This is a genomic window from Rhodobacter capsulatus SB 1003, assembly GCF_000021865.1.
Classification (GTDB): domain Bacteria; phylum Pseudomonadota; class Alphaproteobacteria; order Rhodobacterales; family Rhodobacteraceae; genus Rhodobacter; species Rhodobacter capsulatus_B.
Genome location: NC_014034.1, coordinates 3,439,777 through 3,457,923, shown reverse-complemented (window position 1 = coordinate 3,457,923; position 18,147 = coordinate 3,439,777). Strand labels below are relative to the sequence as shown.

The 18,147-nt window shown below is 67.8% G+C and carries 16 protein-coding genes; 10 read left to right on the top strand and 6 right to left on the bottom strand.

Going from position 1 to position 18,147, the window contains the following annotated elements; genetic code table 11:
• The first annotated feature begins 10 nt into the window (after window positions 1–10).
• Window positions 11–679, top strand: a complete 669-nt coding sequence (gene msrA / locus RCAP_RS16085; protein ID WP_013068954.1) for a peptide-methionine (S)-S-oxide reductase MsrA — start codon at window positions 11–13, stop codon at window positions 677–679.
• Between the two features lie 85 nt (window positions 680–764).
• Entirely contained in the window at window positions 765–2,183 is a 1,419-nt protein-coding gene (locus RCAP_RS16080; RefSeq protein WP_013068953.1) for a cytochrome P450, read from the top strand.
• Between the two features lie 6 nt (window positions 2,184–2,189).
• Here RCAP_RS16080 and RCAP_RS16075 read toward each other — a convergent pair whose 3' ends face one another.
• Window positions 2,190–2,945 carry a Crp/Fnr family transcriptional regulator gene (locus tag RCAP_RS16075; protein WP_013068952.1) on the bottom strand — a complete coding sequence of 252 codons (756 nt, stop codon included), beginning with the start codon at window positions 2,943–2,945 and terminating at the stop codon, window positions 2,190–2,192.
• Window positions 2,946–3,141: 196 nt separating this feature from the next.
• On the opposite strand from RCAP_RS16075, the gene RCAP_RS16070 reads away from it, so the two are divergent.
• Complete coding sequence (locus RCAP_RS16070) at window positions 3,142–4,542, top strand: cytochrome P450 (protein WP_013068951.1); 1,401 nt, start codon at window positions 3,142–3,144, stop codon at window positions 4,540–4,542.
• A gap of 12 nt (window positions 4,543–4,554) precedes the next feature.
• Here RCAP_RS16070 and cydC read toward each other — a convergent pair whose 3' ends face one another.
• Both cydC and RCAP_RS16060 read right to left on the bottom strand, forming a co-directional pair.
• Window positions 4,555–6,216: a thiol reductant ABC exporter subunit CydC gene (gene cydC / locus RCAP_RS16065; RefSeq protein WP_013068950.1), complete on the bottom strand. Its 1,662-nt coding sequence runs from the start codon at window positions 6,214–6,216 to the stop codon at window positions 4,555–4,557.
• The gene (locus RCAP_RS16060) at window positions 6,213–7,958 is read right to left on the bottom strand and encodes an ABC transporter ATP-binding protein/permease (protein ID WP_013068949.1); all 1,746 of its coding nucleotides are present in this window, start codon (window positions 7,956–7,958) and stop codon (window positions 6,213–6,215) included. The genes cydC and RCAP_RS16060 overlap by 4 nt, the downstream gene beginning before the upstream one ends.
• Before the next feature lie 106 nt (window positions 7,959–8,064).
• Between RCAP_RS16060 and RCAP_RS16055 the strand changes: the two genes are divergently transcribed.
• The 6 genes from RCAP_RS16055 (at window position 8,065) to RCAP_RS16030 (ending at window position 12,723) form a co-directional block, all read left to right on the top strand.
• Window positions 8,065–8,769 (top strand): energy-coupling factor ABC transporter ATP-binding protein, encoded by a 705-nt coding sequence (locus RCAP_RS16055; protein ID WP_013068948.1) that lies wholly within the window; start codon window positions 8,065–8,067, stop codon window positions 8,767–8,769.
• Complete coding sequence (locus RCAP_RS16050; RefSeq protein WP_013068947.1) at window positions 8,763–9,395, top strand: energy-coupling factor transporter transmembrane component T family protein; 633 nt, start codon at window positions 8,763–8,765, stop codon at window positions 9,393–9,395. The genes RCAP_RS16055 and RCAP_RS16050 overlap by 7 nt, the downstream gene beginning before the upstream one ends.
• A complete protein-coding gene (locus RCAP_RS16045; RefSeq protein WP_013068946.1) occupies window positions 9,385–9,957 on the top strand; it encodes a biotin transporter BioY in 573 nt (190 codons plus the stop codon). Before RCAP_RS16050 ends, RCAP_RS16045 begins: the two co-directional genes overlap by 11 nt.
• A gap of 184 nt (window positions 9,958–10,141) precedes the next feature.
• A complete protein-coding gene (locus RCAP_RS16040) occupies window positions 10,142–10,939 on the top strand; it encodes a UDP-2,3-diacylglucosamine diphosphatase (protein WP_013068945.1) in 798 nt (265 codons plus the stop codon).
• Window positions 10,936–12,048 carry a ceramide glucosyltransferase gene (locus tag RCAP_RS16035; protein ID WP_013068944.1) on the top strand — a complete coding sequence of 371 codons (1,113 nt, stop codon included), beginning with the start codon at window positions 10,936–10,938 and terminating at the stop codon, window positions 12,046–12,048. Before RCAP_RS16040 ends, RCAP_RS16035 begins: the two co-directional genes overlap by 4 nt.
• A 3-nt stretch (window positions 12,049–12,051) precedes the next feature.
• Entirely contained in the window at window positions 12,052–12,723 is a 672-nt protein-coding gene (locus tag RCAP_RS16030) for a glycosyltransferase family 2 protein (RefSeq protein ID WP_013068943.1), read from the top strand.
• On the opposite strand, the gene RCAP_RS16025 is transcribed toward RCAP_RS16030, so the two are convergent.
• The 3 genes from RCAP_RS16025 to RCAP_RS16015 all read right to left on the bottom strand — a co-directional run bounded on the left by RCAP_RS16025 (window position 12,720) and on the right by RCAP_RS16015 (window position 15,881).
• Window positions 12,720–13,928, bottom strand: a complete 1,209-nt coding sequence (locus tag RCAP_RS16025; RefSeq protein ID WP_013068942.1) for an ROK family transcriptional regulator — start codon at window positions 13,926–13,928, stop codon at window positions 12,720–12,722. The genes RCAP_RS16030 and RCAP_RS16025 overlap by 4 nt on opposite strands.
• Before the next feature lie 149 nt (window positions 13,929–14,077).
• On the bottom strand, window positions 14,078–15,370 hold the full coding sequence (ccrA, locus tag RCAP_RS16020; protein ID WP_013068940.1) for a crotonyl-CoA carboxylase/reductase: 1,293 nt from the start codon (window positions 15,368–15,370) through the stop codon (window positions 14,078–14,080).
• Window positions 15,371–15,548: 178 nt separating this feature from the next.
• Entirely contained in the window at window positions 15,549–15,881 is a 333-nt protein-coding gene (locus tag RCAP_RS16015; protein WP_013068939.1) for a hypothetical protein, read from the bottom strand.
• A 209-nt stretch (window positions 15,882–16,090) separates the two neighbouring features.
• Here RCAP_RS16015 and RCAP_RS16010 point away from each other — a divergent pair, with 209 nt between their 5' ends.
• On the top strand, window positions 16,091–18,064 hold the full coding sequence (locus RCAP_RS16010; protein ID WP_013068938.1) for a protein meaA: 1,974 nt from the start codon (window positions 16,091–16,093) through the stop codon (window positions 18,062–18,064).
• Window positions 18,065–18,147 lie beyond the last annotated feature (83 nt).

Here is an 18,147-nt window from a genome sequence, read left to right as displayed (position 1 = left end):
GGATCGCCCGATGCGCCGCCTTGTTCTTGCCCTTGCGCTTGCCCTTGCCACCCCCGCCTTTGCCGAGGAATTCCGGGTGATCCCGCCGCCCGCCGTGGATGCGGCGGCGCTGACCGGCCCGGAAACCGCGATCTTCGCGGGCGGCTGCTTCTGGGGCGTGCAGGGGGTGTTTCAGCACCTGAACGGCGTGATCAGCGCCACCTCGGGCTATGCGGGCGGCACGGCGGCGACAGCCCATTACGATCAGGTCTCGGGCGGCGAGACCGGCCATGCCGAAGCCGTGCAGGTGGTCTTCGACCCGAAGCAGATCAGCTATGGCGACCTGTTGCAGGTGTTCTTTTCCGTCGCGCATGATCCGACGCAGCTGAACCGTCAGGGCCCCGATGTCGGGCCGCAATACCGCTCGGCCCTGTTTCCCGTGACCGAGGATCAGGCCCGGATCGCGAAAGCCTATATCGACCAGCTGGGCCGCGCCCGCGCCTTTGACGCCGCGATCGTCACGCAGCTGGACCCCGGCGCCGCCTTTTACCCGGCCGAGGCCTATCACCAGAACTTCCTGACCCTGAACCCCGACCACCCCTATATCGTTCAGGTGGACATGCCGAAGATCGCCGCGCTGGAGCGGATGTTCCCGCAGGACTGGCGCGAGGTGCCGGTGCTGCTGCCTGTCGCGGACTGAGATCACAGCGCAAACTTGACGATCATCACCACACCTGCGCCTGCTTCGTGGCACAAGAGGCCGAGGAAGGTGAAGGGGATAGCCGATGAAAGACGCCGCCGCAGACCGCGCCACCGAGGCCCCGCAATGCCCCTTTGCGCATCGCCGCCCGGTCAAGCCCGCCCCCCGGCCCGAGCGTGTCGGCCCGCGCGATTTCTTTCGCCTGATCCGGCAGGACATCCTGGCCGTGCAGCCCGCCCGGATGTTCCGCGCCTGGATGGCCGAATTTCACTCGCCCTTCTTCACCTCCTTCCTGTGCAACGACCCCGATCTGGTCGATCTGATCCTGACCCGCCGCCCCGAGGATTTCCCGAAATCCTTGCGGCTTTTCGAGGGGCTGACGCCGCTTCTGGGCCATTCGATCTTCATCACCAACGGGCCGGAATGGGAACGGCAACGCCGGATCATCGACCCGGCCTTTGACGGTGGCCGCACCAAGGACGTGCTGCCCGCGATGTGGGATGCGGCGCTCTCGGGCGTCGAGCGGCTGAAACCCTTGGCCGATGGCCGCCCCGTCGATGTGGAGGGCCAGGCCAGCCATATTGCGCTCGATGTGATCTTCCGGACGCTCTTTTCGATCCCGGTCGAGAATGCGACGGCGAATGCCGTCTTCGACGCCTTCCGCGCGCATCAGGCCTCAAGGCCGATGGTGAACACCGGCACCCTGTTCAGCCTGCCGCGCTGGCTGCCGCGGCTGCGCTTTGGCGCGACGGCGAAGACGGCGAAACAGATCCGCGGCTTCATTTCCGCTCTGGTCGAGGCCCGCGCGGCCGAGATCGCCGCGGGCACCGCCCCCGACGATCTGGCGACGCGGATCATGTCCACCCCCGACCCCGAGGATGGCAAGTGCTTCAGCCCGGGCGAGATGGTCGATCAGGTCGGCATCTTCCTTTTGGCCGGGCATGAAACCGGGGCCGCCGCGCTGGCCTGGTCGCTTTACCTGATGGCGCTTTACCCGGAATGGCAGGACAAGCTGGCCGAGGAAGCCGAGACGGTGATCGACGTTGAAAAGATCTACGCCTCCTCGGTGCCGCGGCTGAAACTGGCCCGCGCGGTGTTTCGGGAATCGATGCGGCTTTACCCGCCGGTGCCGATGTATCTGCGCGAGACGGTGCAAGAGGAAACCTTCCGCGGCCGCAAGGTGCCGAAAGGGGCGCTGGTCGTGGTCAGCCCCTGGCATTTGCACCGCCACGAGCGGATCTGGAAGGACCCGGACGATTTCGACCCCACGCGCTGGGACACGCCCGAGGGGCGGGAAAGCTCGCGGCTGGCCTATGTGCCCTTCTCGGCCGGGCCGCGGGTCTGCCCCGGGGCGGGCTTTGCCATGGCCGAGGGGCCGCTGTTGCTCGCCATGATGCTGAAGCATTTCCGCGTCGCGCTGGTGCCCGGGCGCGAGCCGATGCCGGTGGCGCAGCTGACCGTGCGTGGCCGCGACGGGATCTGGCTGTCCTTGACCCCGCGCTGAGCGATCTCAGCGCAGCCGTTGCACCAGCAGCCGGACCTCTTCGCGTTCGGCGTCAGAGCATTGCGCCATCAGATCGCCGGGCACCCGCATCCAGACCTCGCGGCCGGAAAAGCGGAAGATGCCGTCTTCCTCCAGCCGCTTGATCAGCCGCGACATCGTTTCCCGCTGCACCCCGATCAGATCGGCGAGGTCCGAGCGCGTCATCGGCAGCTGCATCCGCATCTCGGATCCGGCGCGGGCGCCATGCCGCGCCATCAGCCAGCCCAGAAGCTGTTCCAGCCGGTCCTTGTTCGAGGTGGTGGCCGCCGCGATGATCCGCGCATGGCTGCGGTCGATTTCCGCCACCGCCCGCACCATCAGCCGCTCCATGATCGCGGGATTGTTGCGCAGAAGCCTTTCGGCACTGCCGCGCGCGACGGTGCAGACCCGCGCGGGCATCAGCGCCCGGGCCTCGGTCTGGTGTTCGCCATGGCTGAGGAAGGACCGGAAGCCGACGATCTCGCCCGGATAGGCCAGCCGCATCAGCGTCGAGGAGCCGTCGGGATTGTGGCTGCGCAGCGCGATCAGCCCCTTGGAGACGCAGAACACGCCCTTGTTGCGGCTGCCCTGTTCGAACAGAACCTCGCCCGCGGCGATGTCGCGGCGGGAAAAGCCGCAGGCCAGCACCGACACGCCGCCAAGGCCCACGGGGTTCCACAGGCTCTTTTCGTAAAAGAGGCACTTCCCGCAGGGATGCGCCGGGGTGTCGAGGGCGTCGAGCATGGACGAGCGGCCTTTGCGGCGGAGAGGGTCGGCGGAGTTTACGCGGCTTTCACCGCGCGGGCGAGTGCGACCCAAGGTATCACGGGGCGGACAAGGGCAATTTCCTGTGATAGCCGTCACTGACAAGCCCGAAACGCCTCTGGATACCCGACCGATGGCCCCGCAGACCCCCAAGATGCAGACCCGGAGTGCGCCGATGACCGATGAAACCGCAGCCGTGCCGCAAGGGGCGATTCTGCCGCCGAAACCGCAGGCCCGTGCGGGCAAGGTCTCGCTTCTGGAATATCTGCGGCTCTTCCAGCGCGACATCCTCTCGGCGCAGCCCGCGCATCTTTACCGCGCCTGGATGGCCGAGATGAAGACGCCCTTCTTCCGGTCGTTCCTGTGCAACGAGCCCGAGCTGGTGCATCGCGTCCTGCGCGGCTCGCCGCATGATTTCCCGAAATCCGAGCGCATCCGCTTTGGCCTCAAGCCGCTTTTGCGCGACTCTGTCTTCATCACCAACGGCGCGCTTTGGGAACATCAGCGCCGGATCATCGACCCGGCCTTCGAGGGCGGCCGGCTGCGCGAAGTCTTTCCGGCGATGTGGGACAGCGGCGTCGCGGCGGTCGAGAGGCTGCGGGCGAAAGCCGACGGGCAACCGCTGGAAATCGAGGCGGAAACCAGCCATGTGGCGATGGATGTGATCTTTCGCACGATGTTCTCGATGCCGATCGAGCACGAGATCGCCCAAGCCGCCTTCGAGGGGTTTCGCGCCCATCAGGCGGCGCATCCGGTGGCCAATCTGGCGGCGATCCTGCCCCTGCCGAAATGGGTCCCCGCGTTCCATTCGAAACAGACGCGCGACACCGCCCGGGCGATCCGGGCGCTGATCGGGCAGCTGGCGACGATGCGGGCGGGCGAGATCGAGAACGGCACCGCGCCCGATGATCTGGCGACCAAGATCATGACGACGCCCGATCCCGAAACCGGACGTGTCTTCGAGACCGGCGAGATGGTCGATCAGGTGGCGATCTTTTTCCTCGCCGGTCACGAGACCTCGGCCGCGGCGCTGGCCTGGTCGCTTTACCTGCTCGCCACCCATCCCGACTGGCAGGATAAACTGGCCGCCGAGGCAACCGAGGTGCTGGGCGATGACGTGCCGGTGTTTTCCATCATAAACCGGCTGAAACTGTCGCGCGCGGTGTTCCGGGAAGCGATGCGGCTTTACCCGCCGGTGCCGATGTTCGTGCGCGAGGCCGCCTGCCCGATGACCTTCCGCGGGCGAAGCGTGAAGAAGGGGGCGCAGATCATCGTCTCCCCCTGGCACCTGCACCGGCATGAACGGATCTGGGACAATCCCGACGCCTTCGACCCCGGCCGCTGGGAGACGGAGAACGGCAAGGCCGGGCTGCGCGACGCCTATGTGCCGTTTTCCGAAGGGCCGCGGGTCTGCCCCGGCGCGGCTTTCGCCATGGCCGAAGGGCCGCTGATCCTGTCGATGTTCCTGCGCGCCTTCCGCTTTGAGCCGGTCCCGGGCGCGGTGCCGATGCCGGTCGCGCATCTGACGGTGCGCTCCGATGCCGGGATCAGGCTGAAACTGACCCCCCGCGCCTGAGCGGGGGGCAGGTCATTCCGCCAGATGCAGCACCCGGTCGGCCAGATCGGCATCGGGGCTGCGGTGGCTGACGAAAACGATCCCGGTCTCGGGCAGAAGCTTGCGGATGCCCTGCAGCGTCGCCTTGGCGGTCGGCGCATCCAGCCCCTCGGTCGGCTCGTCCAGAAGCAGCACCTTGGGGCGGCGCAACAGCGCCCGCGCCAGCGCAAGCCGCTTCGCCTGACCGCCCGAAAGCCCCGATCCATGCGGGCCAAGCTGGGTGGCCAACCCCTCGCGCGCTTGCAGTGGCCCGGCCAGATCGACGGCCTCCAGCACCTGCCACAGCTGCGCTTCATCGACCGGCTGGCCCTCGGGCAGGGCCAGCGACAGGTTTTCGGCCACGGTGCCCGCCATCAGCGCCGAGCGTTGCGGCACCAGGGTGAGCCAGGAGCGCAACAGCTCCTCCGACCAATCCGCAAGCGGCACGCCCGAAAGCAGGATCTGCCCCGAAACCGGCGCCGTCAGCCCGGCCAGCGTGGCCAGAAGCGTCGATTTGCCGACGCCCGAAGGGCCGGTGATCAGCAGCGTCTCGCCGCGGATCAGCTCAAAGCTGACCGGCCCGAAACTGTCGCGCTGCGCGCCCTGGCGGCGGTGGCGCAGCTCGGTCATATGCAGCAGCGGTTTTTCCGGCAGGGGCAGCGGCACCACCTGCGGATCGGGGCGCGGCGGCGTGTCGGTCAGCGCCAGAACCCGCACCGCGGCGCCCTGCATCCGGCCCCATTCCGCCAGACCCCGGCGCAGCGCGCCCAGACTTTCGGCCAGCGCCAGCGCGACGAAAAACCCGATCGCGGCGCGGGCGGGCGAAATCAGCCCGGCCTCGGCGGCACTGCCGCCCAGATAAAGCGCGGCGGCCGCGGCCGTGCCCACCGTCAGCGCCAGCGCCGAGGAGGATTGCCGCTCGATGTCATCGAGCCGGTTGCGCGCGGTTTCCTCGGCGGTGACCGCGTCCAGCGCCACCCCGGTCAGCCGGTCGAGCGCCCCGGCCACCGCCAGATCGGCGCGGTTGCGCATCAGATCAAGCCCCGCGGCGCGCAGCCCCTGCAGCCCGGCCTCGGCGGCGGCGGCCGGGCGCAGGGCGATGCGGGCGGTGACCGCCAGAACCAGCGTTCCCCCCAGCGCATAGATCAGCGCCACGGCCAGCGCCGCGGCGGGGGTGACCAGAAACCAGATCGCCAGCGTGCCCGCCGCCAGCCCCGCCACGGCGGCGGAAAGCGGCAGCACCAGGCGCAGCATCAACCCGTCGAGCGCGTCGATATCCGAGGTGATGCGGTTGAGCGCCTCGGCGCCGCGCAGCCGCGATTGCACCTCATGCGGCAGCCGGGTGATCCCGGCGTAAACCGCGCTGCGCATGCCCGCCAGTGCGCGCAAAGTGGCGTCATGGGTCAGAAGGCGTTCGCCATAGCGCGCCATCGCCCGCCCCAGCGCCAGAAACCGCACCCCGGCCGAGGGGCGGAAGAAATCGAAGCCGATCACCCCGGCGATGCCCGCGGCGGCGGCGGCGGTGACGAACCAGCCCGAGAGGCCGAGCAGCGCGACCCCCATGACCAGAACCGTCACCATCAGCGCAAGGCCGCGCAGAAAGGCCTGACGTTCGGCTTCGGACAGACGACGTGCCAGACGGAAAAGCGCGATCATGTCCGGTCCTCCGCATCGTGACCCAGGGTGATGACCCGATCCATCGCGGCGATCACCGCGGGGTCATGGCTGGCAATCAAAAGCGCCGCACCGCCCGCGCGCAGCGCCATCAGCCCGGCCAGAACCGCCTGCGCGGTTTCGGAATCCAGATCGGCCGTGGGCTCGTCGGCCAGGATCAGATGCGCCTGGGCGTGATGGGCGCGGGCCAGCATCAGCCGCCGCGCCTCGCCGCCCGAAACCCCGCCGCCGATATCGCCCAAGGGCGTCGCCAGACCCTCGGGCAGGGCGGCGATGATTTCCTCGGCATGGGCGGCCTTGAGCGCCGCCGAAAGATCGCCCGGACGGCCCAAGGTGATCGCCTCGGAGAGCGGCGCGGCGATGAATTGCGGCGCTTGCGGCAGCCAGCCCATCCCCGCCCGGATCGCATCGGCGCTGTCCTCGGCCAGCACGGTCTCGCCCCAGCGGATTTCGCCCGCATCGGGCCGGATCAGCCCGGCCAGCGCCGCGATCAGCGTCGATTTCCCCGCCCCCGAGGGGCCGGAAATCGCCACGGCCTCTCCGGGCGCCACCTGCCCGTCGGGCAGGGCGATCGGCGCCGCCCCGGGGCCCGGCCGCAGCGCGAGCCCGGCCCAGGACAGAACCGCAGGCGGCAGCGCCCTGGCCGCGGCGCCCGTGCCCATGATCTGGCCTTCTTCGGACAGCATCGCCTTGGCGGCCTTGAGCTCGCCCGCGACGGCAAAGGCCGAGGCCCGGTCATGCCAGGCCGCGGCCAGATCGCGCATCGGCTGGAACATGTTCGGCGCCAGCATCAGAAGGAAGATCCCCCCCGCCGGATGCAGCGGCGTGCCCCAGGAGCCCCAGGTGATTTCGCCCAGCAGGTTGAAGCCGACGTAAACCGCGACCAGCGCGACACCGAGCGCGGAAAAAAGCTCGAGCACGGTCGAGGACAGGAAGGCCACCGTCAGAACCTTCATCGTCCGCGCCCGCAGGATATGGAACACGATCGACAATTCGCGCCCCGCCCGGTCCTCGGCGCCCAGCAGCCGCAGATCGGCGCTGGCGGCGATGCGATCGGCCAAGGTGCCGTTCAGCGTGCCCAGATGCGCCATCTGCCGCTCGGAGGCCTGCTGCGCCGCCATGCCGATCAGCGCCATGAAGACCGGGATCAGCGGCCCGGCGATCAGGAAGATCACCGCCACGACCCAGGAGAGCGGCGCCACCAGCGCCAGAAACACGATCGGCACGATGCGCGAGCGCGTCATCGCCGGGGTGAAGCGCGAGACATAGGGGCCAAGCAGCGCCAGTTTCTCGCCCGCAAGGCTGGCCAGCTGCGCCGGGGCAAGGCCGGTCGCCCGGGCATCCAGCCGTGCCGCCTCGGTCAGCAGCCGGGCGCGTTCGGCCGCCACCAGCGTCGTCGCGGCGCGGTTGGCGCGGGCCTGCGCCGCCGCATCCAGCCCGGCGCGCAGCAGCATCACGAAGACGAAGCCCAGCGCCGCCTGCGGCACGCTCAGGCTGGCGGGCGGGGCGACAAGCCCGCCCAAGGCCAGCGCGACCAGCGCCGCCTGCGCCGCCCAGAGCACTTCGGAAAGCGAGGCCAGCATCCCGGCCGAACGCAGCTGCTTCGATACCGGGGCGGTCAGGCGGGCCAGTTCGGCCTTGGCGTCAGCGGGGGAAAGACAGGTTTCGGTCATCGAGCCTTCGGTCTTGGGCCTTGCGAGGCGATGGGTCAGGATCGGCGACATGATTCCGCCCACCACGGCCAGCCTTATCACCCCCGCCGCGCAATCGCCACCGCTTCGCGGTTGACCTTGCGCAGCCAAGCGGGCAAGGCAGCAGCCGGAGGCGATGATGCAGGCAATCGATATCGGACATGTGACGCTGGAGCGCGACGGGACCGGGGTGTTTTCCGACCTGACCCTGCGCCTGACCGAGCGGCGCATCGGCATCGTCGGGCGCAATGGCGCGGGCAAATCCTCGCTGATCCGGCTGATCACCGGGCTGGTGACGCCGCAAAAGGGTCGGGTGGTGGTGAACGGCGTCGATGTCGCCGCCGACCGCGCCGGGGCCCTGGGCACGGTGGGGCTGTTGTTCCAGAACCCCGATCATCAGATCATCTTTCCGGTGGTGCGCGACGAGATCGCCTTCGGGCTGGAGCAGAAGGGGCTGAAACGCGCCGCGGCGCTGGCCCGGGCCGAGGCCGTTCTGGCGGCGCAGGGGCGCGCGGACTGGGGCGACCGGCTGTGTCACACGCTCTCGCAGGGGCAGCGCCAGCTTTTGTGCCTGATGTCGATCCTGGCGATGGAGCCGGACTGGATCCTGTTCGACGAGCCCTTCAACGCGCTGGACCTGCCCACGGCGCTGTCGATCGAGGCGCGGATCGCGGGGCTGGCGCAGAATGTCGTTCTGGTGACGCATGATCCGTCGCGGCTGACCGGGTTCGACCGCATCCTGTGGCTGGAGGGAGGCCGGATCGAGGCCGACGGCCCGCCCGCCGAGGTGCTGCCGCGCTACATCGCGGCGATGCAGGCTTTGGCGCGGGCGGGCGCATGCTGAGCCTCGCGCTGCCCTGTCGCAGCTGGGCGCATCGGCTGCCCGCGGCGCTGAAATTCGGCCTGCTCGCCGTGGCGATGATCGCTCTGATGCGGATCGGCAGTCTGGCGGGGCAGGGGGCGGCGGTGCTGGTCGTGGCGGCGCTGACCGCCAGCCTGGGCCGCAAGGCGATCCGGCAAAGCCTTGTGACGTTGCGTCCGCTGGTCTGGATCGTCGCGGTGATCCTGATCTGGGACAGCCTGCAGGGCGCGGTGGCGCAGGGGGTGCTGTTCGGTCTGCGGGTGCTGGCGATGGTCGGTCTGGCCAATGCCGTGACCCTGACGACGCCCCTGCCGGAGATCGTGGCGCTGATCGAACGGCTGGCACAACCGCTTGCCCGGTTTGGGATTTCCCCCCGCATCCCGGCGATTTCGGTGGCTTTGGTGATCCGCTTCGTGCCGGTTCTGCGCGCCCGTCACGACACCTTGGCCGAGGCCTGGCGGGCCCGGTCCGCCCGCAAGCCGCGGGGGAAACTCCTTGCGCCATTGACGTTTTCGCTGCTTGACGATGCGGATCATATGGCCGATGCCTTGCGCGCACGCGGTGGATTGGCCCTGCCGCGCAAAGGGAGAGACACCGTTGGAACGTAACGTAACCCTGATCGGGCTTTTCGCGGCGCTGATCGTCGCGCTGGGCTTCGTGCCCGCGATTCCGCTGGGCTTTGGCGTGCCGATCACGCTGCAGTCGCTGGGCGTGATGCTGGCGGGAGCCGTTCTGGGCAGCTGGCGCGGCGCGCTGGCCGTGCTTCTGGTGCAGGCGCTGGTGGCGATCGGCCTGCCGGTGCTGGCGGGCGGCCGCGGCGGCCTTGGCATCTTCGTCGGCCCGACCGCGGGCTTCCTGATCGGCTGGCTTCCGGCCGCCTTCGTCACCGGCCTGATCGTCGAGCGCCTGCGCCGCGTTCCGGTCGCCCTTGCCGCCGGGATCGGCGCGACGCTGGGCGGGATCATCATCATGTATGCGCTGGGCATCCTTGGCTTCTGGCTGGTGAAGAACGCCGGGCTGAAACCCGAAGACGCGCCGATCAGCCTTTGGGCCGCGACCGCGATCATGGCGCCCTTCATCCCGGGCGATCTGGTCAAGGTGGTGGTGACGGGGCTGGTCGCGCGCACCATCGCGCAATACCGCCCCTCGGCGCTGCTCGCCCGCGGCTGAGGCCGTCCAAGCTCGGAAATCGCCCGAAGCCGCCGCGCTTCGGGCCTTTTCATGCGCTTTTCCCGCCGCTGCGACAGCCTGTCGCTGCATTGCGGCGCCGCGTCATGAAATCTTCGTGAAGCTGCAACGGAAGCGTCGTTCCCGGTTGTTGATAGTGACAACGCATCGACAACGGGGAATGATCATGTTCGACGCTTCCGCTACCCGTCTGCGCCGTCGTTACCGCAGCCTCTTCCTGTCCGATCTGCATCTGGGGGCGCGGGGCTGCCGTGCCGCCGAGATCCTCGATTTCCTGAGCAGCGTCGAGGCCGAGACGATCTATCTTGTCGGCGATATCCTCGATGTCTGGCACCCCGGCCGGGTGCATTGGGGCGGGCTGCAGGATGCGATCTGGACCGAGCTTGGCGCCCGCGCGGGCACCGGCACCCGCGTCGTCTATCTGCCCGGCAACCACGATGCGCCGCTGCGCGAGATCGCCACCGGCCGCTTTGACCGCTTCGAGCTGGCCGACAGCCTGACCCATGTCGCCGCCGACGGCACCCGCTATCTGGTGCTGCACGGCGATCAAGTCGATGCGCGGATCTTTCGCTTTCATGTGATGACCCGGATCGGCTCGCGGCTGGATGCGGCGCTGCGGGCGGTCGATCACGCCTTGCGCGGGCTGCGGCCGCGGGCGAAACGCGGGATTTTCGAATGGGCGATCTGCGGCGTCAATGCGCTGATGATGGTCGGCAACGGCTTCGAGAAGCGTCTGGCCGCGATGGCGGTCGCGACCGGGCACGAAGGGGTGATTTGCGGTCACTTCCACAAGGCGGCACTGCGGCAGAGCGGCCCGATCACCTATGCCAATTGCGGCGATTGGGTCGACAGCCGGACCGCGCTGGTTGAAACCTTCGAGGGCGCGCTCCAACTTGTGGAATGGCGCCCCGAGGCAGAGACCGCCCCGGCCCGCCAGGGTCTGATGGAAGAGGTGGACGCATGATCGCCGAAACGCTTGCCGGGTTTGCCGGTCTGGCCGCTGCCCTGCATGTCTCTTCGGCCGCGCTGACGGCCTGGCGCTATCGCGGCCCCGCGCCGGTGGCTCTGCCCGCCAAGCCGCCGCTGGTGACGCTTTTGCGCCCGGTCTGCGGGCTGGACACCCATGATGCGGAAACGCTGCGTTCGTCCTTTGAACTGAGCTATCCGAACCTCGAAATCATCTTCTGCGCCGCGGTCGAGGAGGATCCGGCGGTGCCGCTTTTGCGCGCGCTGATCGCGGACTATCCGCAGGCGCGGGCGCAGCTGCTCATTGGCGAGGATCGGATCACCGGCAATCCGAAGCTGAACAACCTGCAAAAGGGCTGGATCGCGTCGCGGGGCGAGATCGTCGCGATGGCGGATTCGAACCTGCTGTTGCCGCGCGACTATATCGAGCAGATCCTGGCCACCTTCCGCCCCGATACCGGGCTGGTCACCTCGCCCCCCGTCGGCATCCGCGCCGAGGGGATCTGGGCGGCGCTGGAATGCGCGTTTCTGGACGGGTTTCAGGACCGCTGGCAGCTGGCCTCGGACAGTCTGGGCAATGGCTTCGCGCAGGGCAAGACGCTGGCCTGGCGGCGCGACGTTCTTGAAGCCGCGGGCGGTCTGGTGGCTTTGGGCCGTGATCTGGCCGAGGATGTCGCCTCGACCAAGGCGGTGCGGGCACAGGGGCTGAAGGTGCGGCTGACGCGGCAGGCCTTTACCCAGCCGATCGGCAGGCGCAGCTTCGGCCCGGTCTGGAAGCGGCAGCTGCGCTGGGCGCGGGTGCGCCGCGACGGCTTTCCGGCGCTTTTTGCCGCGGAAATCCTGCTCGGGCCTTTCGTGCCGCTTTTCGCGCTGATCCCGGCGCTGGGCTGGGGCACGGCGGCGCTGGCGCTGCCTTTCCTTGCGCTCTGGTATGGGGTCGAGGTGGCGATGAACCGCGTCGCGGGCTGGCCCGCGCGGCGGATCGACATTGTCGCGATGGTGCTGCGCGATCTTCTGCTCGCCCCGCTCTGGGTCGCCACCTGGCGGTCACGCGGGTTCGAATGGCGCGGCAATGCGCTGGCGCCGGGGCAGGAGGCGAAGGCGTAAGTGATGGGCGTTTCCTGCATCATTCCCGCTTATAACGAGGCCCCGCGCATCGCCGCCGTGCTGCAAACCGTCGTCGGCCACCCGCTGATCGACGAGGTGATCGTCGTCGATGACGGATCGAGCGACGGCACCGCCGCGGTGGCGGCGCAGGTGCCCGGCATCCGGCTGATCCGGCAAAGCCCGAACCGGGGCAAAAGCTGGGCGGTCTCGGTCGGCATCGAGGCGGCGCATCACGAGCTGATCCTGCTTCTGGACAGCGATCTTCTGGGACTGGCGCCCGAGGCGATTGCCGCGCTGATCGCGCCGGTGCAGGCGGGGCGGGCCGATGTGGCGATCTCGCTGCGCGGCAATGCGCCCTGGCCGTGGCGGCTGATCGGGCTCGACTACATCTCGGGCGAGCGGGTGTTGCGCCGGGCGCTGATCGGCGAGCCGCAGGCGCTGCGGGCGCTGCCGCGCTTCGGGCTGGAAATGCACCTGAACCGCCGTCTGATCGCGGCGCGGGCGCGGCTGGCCATCGTGCGCTGGCCCGAGGTCGCCAGCCCGTGGAAAGGGGCGAAACGCGGCCGTCTGGCGGGGGTTCTGGCCGATTTCCGCATGCTGGCCGACATGTTCCGCACCGTGCCGCTGCACCGCGCTGTCGGGCAGATCGTCGCGATGCGGGGCCTTGCGGCCTAGTCGCGATCCGGCACGTCGGGCAGCGCGGCGAATTCGACCAGGAATTTTGCCGACAAAGGCAGGCTTGCTGCCCCCAGCGCGCGGGCCTGCGGCCCCGCCGTGCCCGCCAGGATCCGCGGCCGCGTCATGCCCGACAGGTCGATGCGGTCCAGCTCCGTCTCGATCGCCGCGATCAGCCGGGTGCGCAGCCGGTCCGGCAGCCAGCCGTCGATCACCATCGCCTGCAGATCGCACAGGGCCCCGGCCGAAGCCGCGACATGGGCCAGCCCTTTGGCCGCCTCGGCCAGCCAGGGGGCGACGATCTCCTCGTCCAATTCCCAATCCGGGGCGGATTCCCACAGGAACGCCCCGCTTTGCCCCCGCGCCGCCAGCGCCCGTTCCAGTGCGGAAAGCGAGGCCACCTCGACCAGCTGCCGCGCGCCGCCCTTGCCGTCGGGCACCGGGGTCGAGGCCAGCGCCCCGGCATTGCCGCTGTGGCCCGCAAACATCGAGCCGCCCAGCACCAGCCCGCCCCCGACGAAGAAGCCAAGGAAGGCATAGACGAAATCCTTGGGCAGGCGGCCCTTGCCGAAAATCAGTTCGGCATTGCAGGCGGCCGAGGCGTCGTTTTCCAACAGCACCGGCCAGGGCATTTCCAGCGCCAGCTCGGCGCGGATATCGCGGTGGCGCCAATCGTCCATCGCGTTGAAGGCAAGGCCAAGCGTGCCCGCCCAGTCCCAGAGCTGGAACGGCAGGCCGATGCCAAGCCCTTGAATGCGCTTGTACAAATCCTCGGGCAGGGGGTCGGTCAGCGCACCGACCGAGCGGCGGGCAAAGTCCAGAACGCCATCGGGGGTCGGGTAGTCATGCCGCATCACCCGCGCGCCGCGGACCTGGCCGAGGAAATCGATCAGCACCATCTCGGTCCGGCGCCGCCCGACCTTGAGACCCAGAAACAGCGCCCCCTCGGGCGCCAGCGACATCGGCACCGTGGGCTGGCCGACCTTGCCGCGCACCGGCGCCTGACGGGTCAGAAGCCCGGCGGCCTCCAGCCCGCGCATGATCACCGAAACGGTCTGCGCCGAAAGCCCGGTCAGCCGCGCGATTTCGGATTTCGCCAAGGCCCCGTGACGGCGGATCAGCGACAGCACCAGCCGCTCGTTGCGGGCCCGCATCGCCGAATGGTCGGTGCCGATCTTCGCGCTGTCCGCCTCGTCCCTGACCATCCGTTGCACGATTGCCCCCCGCTTCGTCCAAGCATGACGCGCAGGAGGGCGCCGGTCAAGGAATACCTAAACTATGATGATTTAACGCATGGCAGACATGCAAAACCCGCGCCAGAGGGCGCGGGGTTCACAAGCGTTTCGGAGGAAACTTAAGCTTTCGGCCCGGCTTCGAGCGCATCTTCAAAGGTGCGCAGCCCGGTCGTCGGCGCCTGCACCAGCACCGCCATGTTGCCCGGCTTGTGCTGGTTGCGCAGCATTTTCGTATGCGCTTTCGGGATTTCCGCCCAGGGGAAGACCTCGGACATGCAGGGGTCCAGCCGCCGTTCCAGCATCAGCCGGTTCGCCGAGGCCGCCTGTTTCAGATGCGCGAAGTGGCTGCCCTGCAGGCGCTTCTGGTGCATCCACATGTAGCGCACGTCAAAGGTGCAGTTGAACCCCGAGGTGCCGGCGCAGATCACCACCATGCCGCCCTTTTTGCACACCAGCGAGCTGACCGGGAAGGTCGCTTCGCCCGGATGCTCGAACACCATGTCGACGTTCACGCCCTTGCCGGTGATGTCCCAGATCGCCTTGCCGAACTTGCGGGCCTCTTTCAGCCAGTCGTTGTATTCCGGCGTGTTGACCTTGGGCAGCTGGCCCCAGCACTTGAAATCCTTGCGGTTGATCACGCCCTTGGCGCCCAGCCCCATGACGAAGTCGCGCTTGTCCTCGTCCGAGATCACGCCGATCGCATTGCCGCCCGCCGCGTTGATCAGCTGGATGGCGAAGCTGCCAAGCCCGCCCGAGGCGCCCCAGACCAGCACGTTCTGACCGGGCTGCAGGTCATGCGGCGGATGGCCGAACAGCATCCGATAGGCGGTGGCCAAGGTCAGCGTGTAGCAGGCCGATTCCTCCCAGGTCAGATGCGGCGGACGCCGCATCAGCTGCTGCGCCTGCACCCGGGTGAATTGCGCGAAGCTGCCGTCGTTCGTCTCGTAGCCCCAGATCCGCTGGCTGGGCGAGAACATCGGATCGCCGCCGTTGCATTCCTCGTCGTCGCCATCGTCCTGGTTGCAGTGGATCACCACCTCGTCGCCGACCTTCCAGCCCTTGACCTTCGACCCCACCTTCCAGACGATGCCGGACGCATCCGAGCCCGCGATGTGATAGGGCTGCTTGTGGCCGTCAAAGGGCGAGATCGGCACGCCCAGACCCGCCCAGACGCCATTGTAGTTCACGCCCGCGGCCATCACCAGCACCAGAACCTCGTGGCTGTCGATCTCCCAGGTCGGCACCACCTCGACCTGAAACGACTGTTCGGGCTCGCCGTGACGCTCGCGGCGGATTGCCCAAGCGTACATGTTCTTGGGCACATAGCCCAAGGGCGGCATCTCGCCGATTTCGTAAAGGTCTTTCTCGGGCGCCTCATAAGGCGCGATGCCGGTGTTCTGATCGAGGGCCATCAGCGTCTCCTGTTCTCGCCGCGGTGCAGAATCAACCGGGCTCCGAGGAGTAATTAAACTTGGCTGCGCAACAATGCAATTGGTGACGTTGGGTTTTTGAAATTTTATGACCGAGCGAATGCAGCATTTCCGGGACAGACGGCCGCACCCCAGGCGCGGCCGTCAAAGCCCCGGGGGCTCAGTTGTAGGTGAAGGTGGCGACTTCGCAGACGTTGACGTTCTGGCGCACCAGTTCGTCGCCATCTTCGAAGACGGCCTTGAAGTCGAACTTGCAATAGCCCGAGTCGTCGTCGAAATTGATGTCGACCGACGAGCCCGAGGGCAGCACGTCTTCGCCGAGAATGTCTTCCTCCCAATTTTCGGAGCCGGTGTTCGAGCCGTAGAATTTCACCATGGTGAACCCGGTGTTGTTCACGACCGTCACGTGACGGTTCAGCGCCCAACCCGGCGAGGCAATCGACCCCACGATGGCCGCAAAGGCCAGCGCAGTCACAAGTCTTTTGTGGAACATGTTCTTCCCCCTGTGTGGATGGCGTCGCGCGCCATCGCCGCAAGGATGACAGAAACGTGATGGGCGGCAAGCGCCGTGTTGCAAGGCCGCGCAGATTTTCCCTTGCCGTCTTGCCGCACTGCGGCGAATTGACAGGGACACATTCTTTCGCATATCAGGGCAATCAAAGCAACATTCTTGCGAAATCAGAATCGACGCCGGAGGCCGCCATGACCGAGACGACCAAGCCCAAGAAGGATCACCCCTGGCTGTTCCGCACCTATGCGGGTCACTCGACGGCGGCGAAATCGAACGCGCTTTACCGCACCAACCTGGCCAAGGGGCAGACGGGTCTGTCGGTGGCCTTCGATCTGCCGACGCAGACGGGCTATGACAGCGACCACGTTCTGGCGCGTGGCGAGGTGGGCAAGGTCGGCGTGCCGGTCTGCCATCTGGGCGACATGCGCACGCTGTTCGACCAGATCCCGCTCGAGCAGATGAACACCTCGATGACGATCAACGCGCCCGCGCCGTGGCTTTTGTCGCTTTACATCGCCGTGGCCGAGGAACAGGGCGCCGATATCTCGAAGCTGCAGGGCACGGTGCAGAACGATCTGGTCAAGGAATATCTGTCGCGCGGAACCTATATCTGCCCGCCGAAACCGTCCCTGACGATGATCACCGATGTCGCGGCCTATACGGCGCAGAACCTGCCGAAATGGAACCCGATGAACGTCTGTTCCTATCACCTGCAGGAAGCGGGGGCGACGCCGGAGCAGGAGCTGGCCTTTGCGCTGGCCACCGGCATTGCGGTTCTGGATGACCTCAAGGGCAAGGTTCCGGCGGCGGAATTCCCGGCGATGGTGGGGCGGATTTCGTTTTTCGTGAATGCGGGGATCCGCTTCGTCACCGAAATGTGCAAGATGCGCGCCTTCACCGAGCTGTGGGACGAAATCTGCCGCGAGCGTTACGGCATCGCCGAGGAAAAATACCGCCGCTTCCGCTATGGCGTGCAGGTGAACAGCCTTGGTCTGACCGAGCAGCAGCCGGAAAACAACGTCTATCGGATTCTCATCGAGATGCTGGCGGTGACGCTGTCGAAGAATGCGCGCGCGCGGGCGGTGCAGCTTCCGGCCTGGAACGAGGCGCTGGGCCTGCCGCGGCCCTGGGATCAGCAATGGTCGCTGCGCATGCAGCAGATCATGGCCTATGAAACCGACCTGCTGGAATATGGCGATCTTTTCGACGGCAACCCGGTGGTGACGGCCAAGGTCGAAAGCCTGAAGGCGGGGGCCCGGCAGGAGCTGGAAACCCTCGACGCGATGGGCGGCGCGATTGCGGCGATCGACTACATGAAGGCGCGTCTGGTCGACAGCAACGCCGCCCGCGTCGGCAATATCGAGACCGGCGAGACCACGATCGTCGGCGTGAACCGCTGGACCGAGGCGGAGCCCTCGCCGCTGGTCGGCTCGGATGGCGGCATCATGACCGTCGATCCGGCGGTGGAGGCCGATCAGATCGCCCGGCTGCAGGCCTGGCGGGCGTCGCGCGATGCGGTGGCGGTGGCAGTGGCGCTGGAGCAACTCCGCGCCGATGCGGCGGCGGGCAAGAACATCATGCCGGCCTCGATCGCGGCGGCGAAGGCGGGGGCGACGACCGGCGAATGGGCGGGGGTGATGCGCGCCGTCCATGGCGAATATCGCGGCCCCACCGGGGTCTCGCGCAGCCCGTCGAACCGGACCGAGGGGCTGGAGGATATCCGCGCCGCGGTCGATGCGGTGTCGTCGAAACTGGGGCGGCGGCTGAAATTCCTCGTCGGCAAGCCGGGGCTGGACGGGCATAGCAACGGCGCCGAACAGATCGCCTTCCGCGCCCGCGATTGCGGCATGGACATCACCTATGAGGGCATCCGCCTGACGCCCGAGCAGATCGTGACCCAGGCCGCCGCCGAAGAGGTGCATGTGATCGGCCTGTCGATCCTGTCGGGCTCGCATCTGCCGCTGATCTCCGAGGTGATGGAGCGGATGCGCGCGGTGGGGCTGGACCATATTCCGGTCTGCGTCGGCGGCATCATCCCCGAGGAAGATGCGGTAAAGCTGAAGGCGATGGGCGTGGCCCGGGTCTATACGCCGAAGGATTTCGAGCTGAACCGGATCATGATGGATATCGTCGCGCTGGCGACCCCGGAGACGGTCGCGGCGTGAACCGTGGCGGCGCGGGGGCTCTGCCCCCGCACCCCCGGGATATTTGGGGAAAGATAAAAGCAAAGCCCCTTTATCTTGCCCCA

Coding starts and splice junctions, on each gene's coding strand:
- RCAP_RS16030 (WP_013068943.1), top strand. CDS start 12,052: ATGGGCGTTTCCTGCATCATTCCCGCTTATAACGAGGCCCCGCGCATC.
- msrA (WP_013068954.1), top strand. CDS start 11: ATGCGCCGCCTTGTTCTTGCCCTTGCGCTTGCCCTTGCCACCCCCGCC.
- RCAP_RS16010 (WP_013068938.1), top strand. CDS start 16,091: ATGACCGAGACGACCAAGCCCAAGAAGGATCACCCCTGGCTGTTCCGC.
- RCAP_RS16075 (WP_013068952.1), bottom strand. CDS start 2,945: ATGCTCGACGCCCTCGACACCCCGGCGCATCCCTGCGGGAAGTGCCTC.
- ccrA (WP_013068940.1), bottom strand. CDS start 15,370: ATGGCCCTCGATCAGAACACCGGCATCGCGCCTTATGAGGCGCCCGAG.
- RCAP_RS16035 (WP_013068944.1), top strand. CDS start 10,936: ATGATCGCCGAAACGCTTGCCGGGTTTGCCGGTCTGGCCGCTGCCCTG.
- cydC (WP_013068950.1), bottom strand. CDS start 6,216: ATGATCGCGCTTTTCCGTCTGGCACGTCGTCTGTCCGAAGCCGAACGT.
- RCAP_RS16015 (WP_013068939.1), bottom strand. CDS start 15,881: ATGTTCCACAAAAGACTTGTGACTGCGCTGGCCTTTGCGGCCATCGTG.
- RCAP_RS16070 (WP_013068951.1), top strand. CDS start 3,142: ATGACCGATGAAACCGCAGCCGTGCCGCAAGGGGCGATTCTGCCGCCG.
- RCAP_RS16025 (WP_013068942.1), bottom strand. CDS start 13,928: ATGGTCAGGGACGAGGCGGACAGCGCGAAGATCGGCACCGACCATTCG.
- RCAP_RS16050 (WP_013068947.1), top strand. CDS start 8,763: ATGCTGAGCCTCGCGCTGCCCTGTCGCAGCTGGGCGCATCGGCTGCCC.
- RCAP_RS16060 (WP_013068949.1), bottom strand. CDS start 7,958: ATGTCGCCGATCCTGACCCATCGCCTCGCAAGGCCCAAGACCGAAGGC.
- RCAP_RS16055 (WP_013068948.1), top strand. CDS start 8,065: ATGCAGGCAATCGATATCGGACATGTGACGCTGGAGCGCGACGGGACC.
- RCAP_RS16040 (WP_013068945.1), top strand. CDS start 10,142: ATGTTCGACGCTTCCGCTACCCGTCTGCGCCGTCGTTACCGCAGCCTC.
- RCAP_RS16080 (WP_013068953.1), top strand. CDS start 765: ATGAAAGACGCCGCCGCAGACCGCGCCACCGAGGCCCCGCAATGCCCC.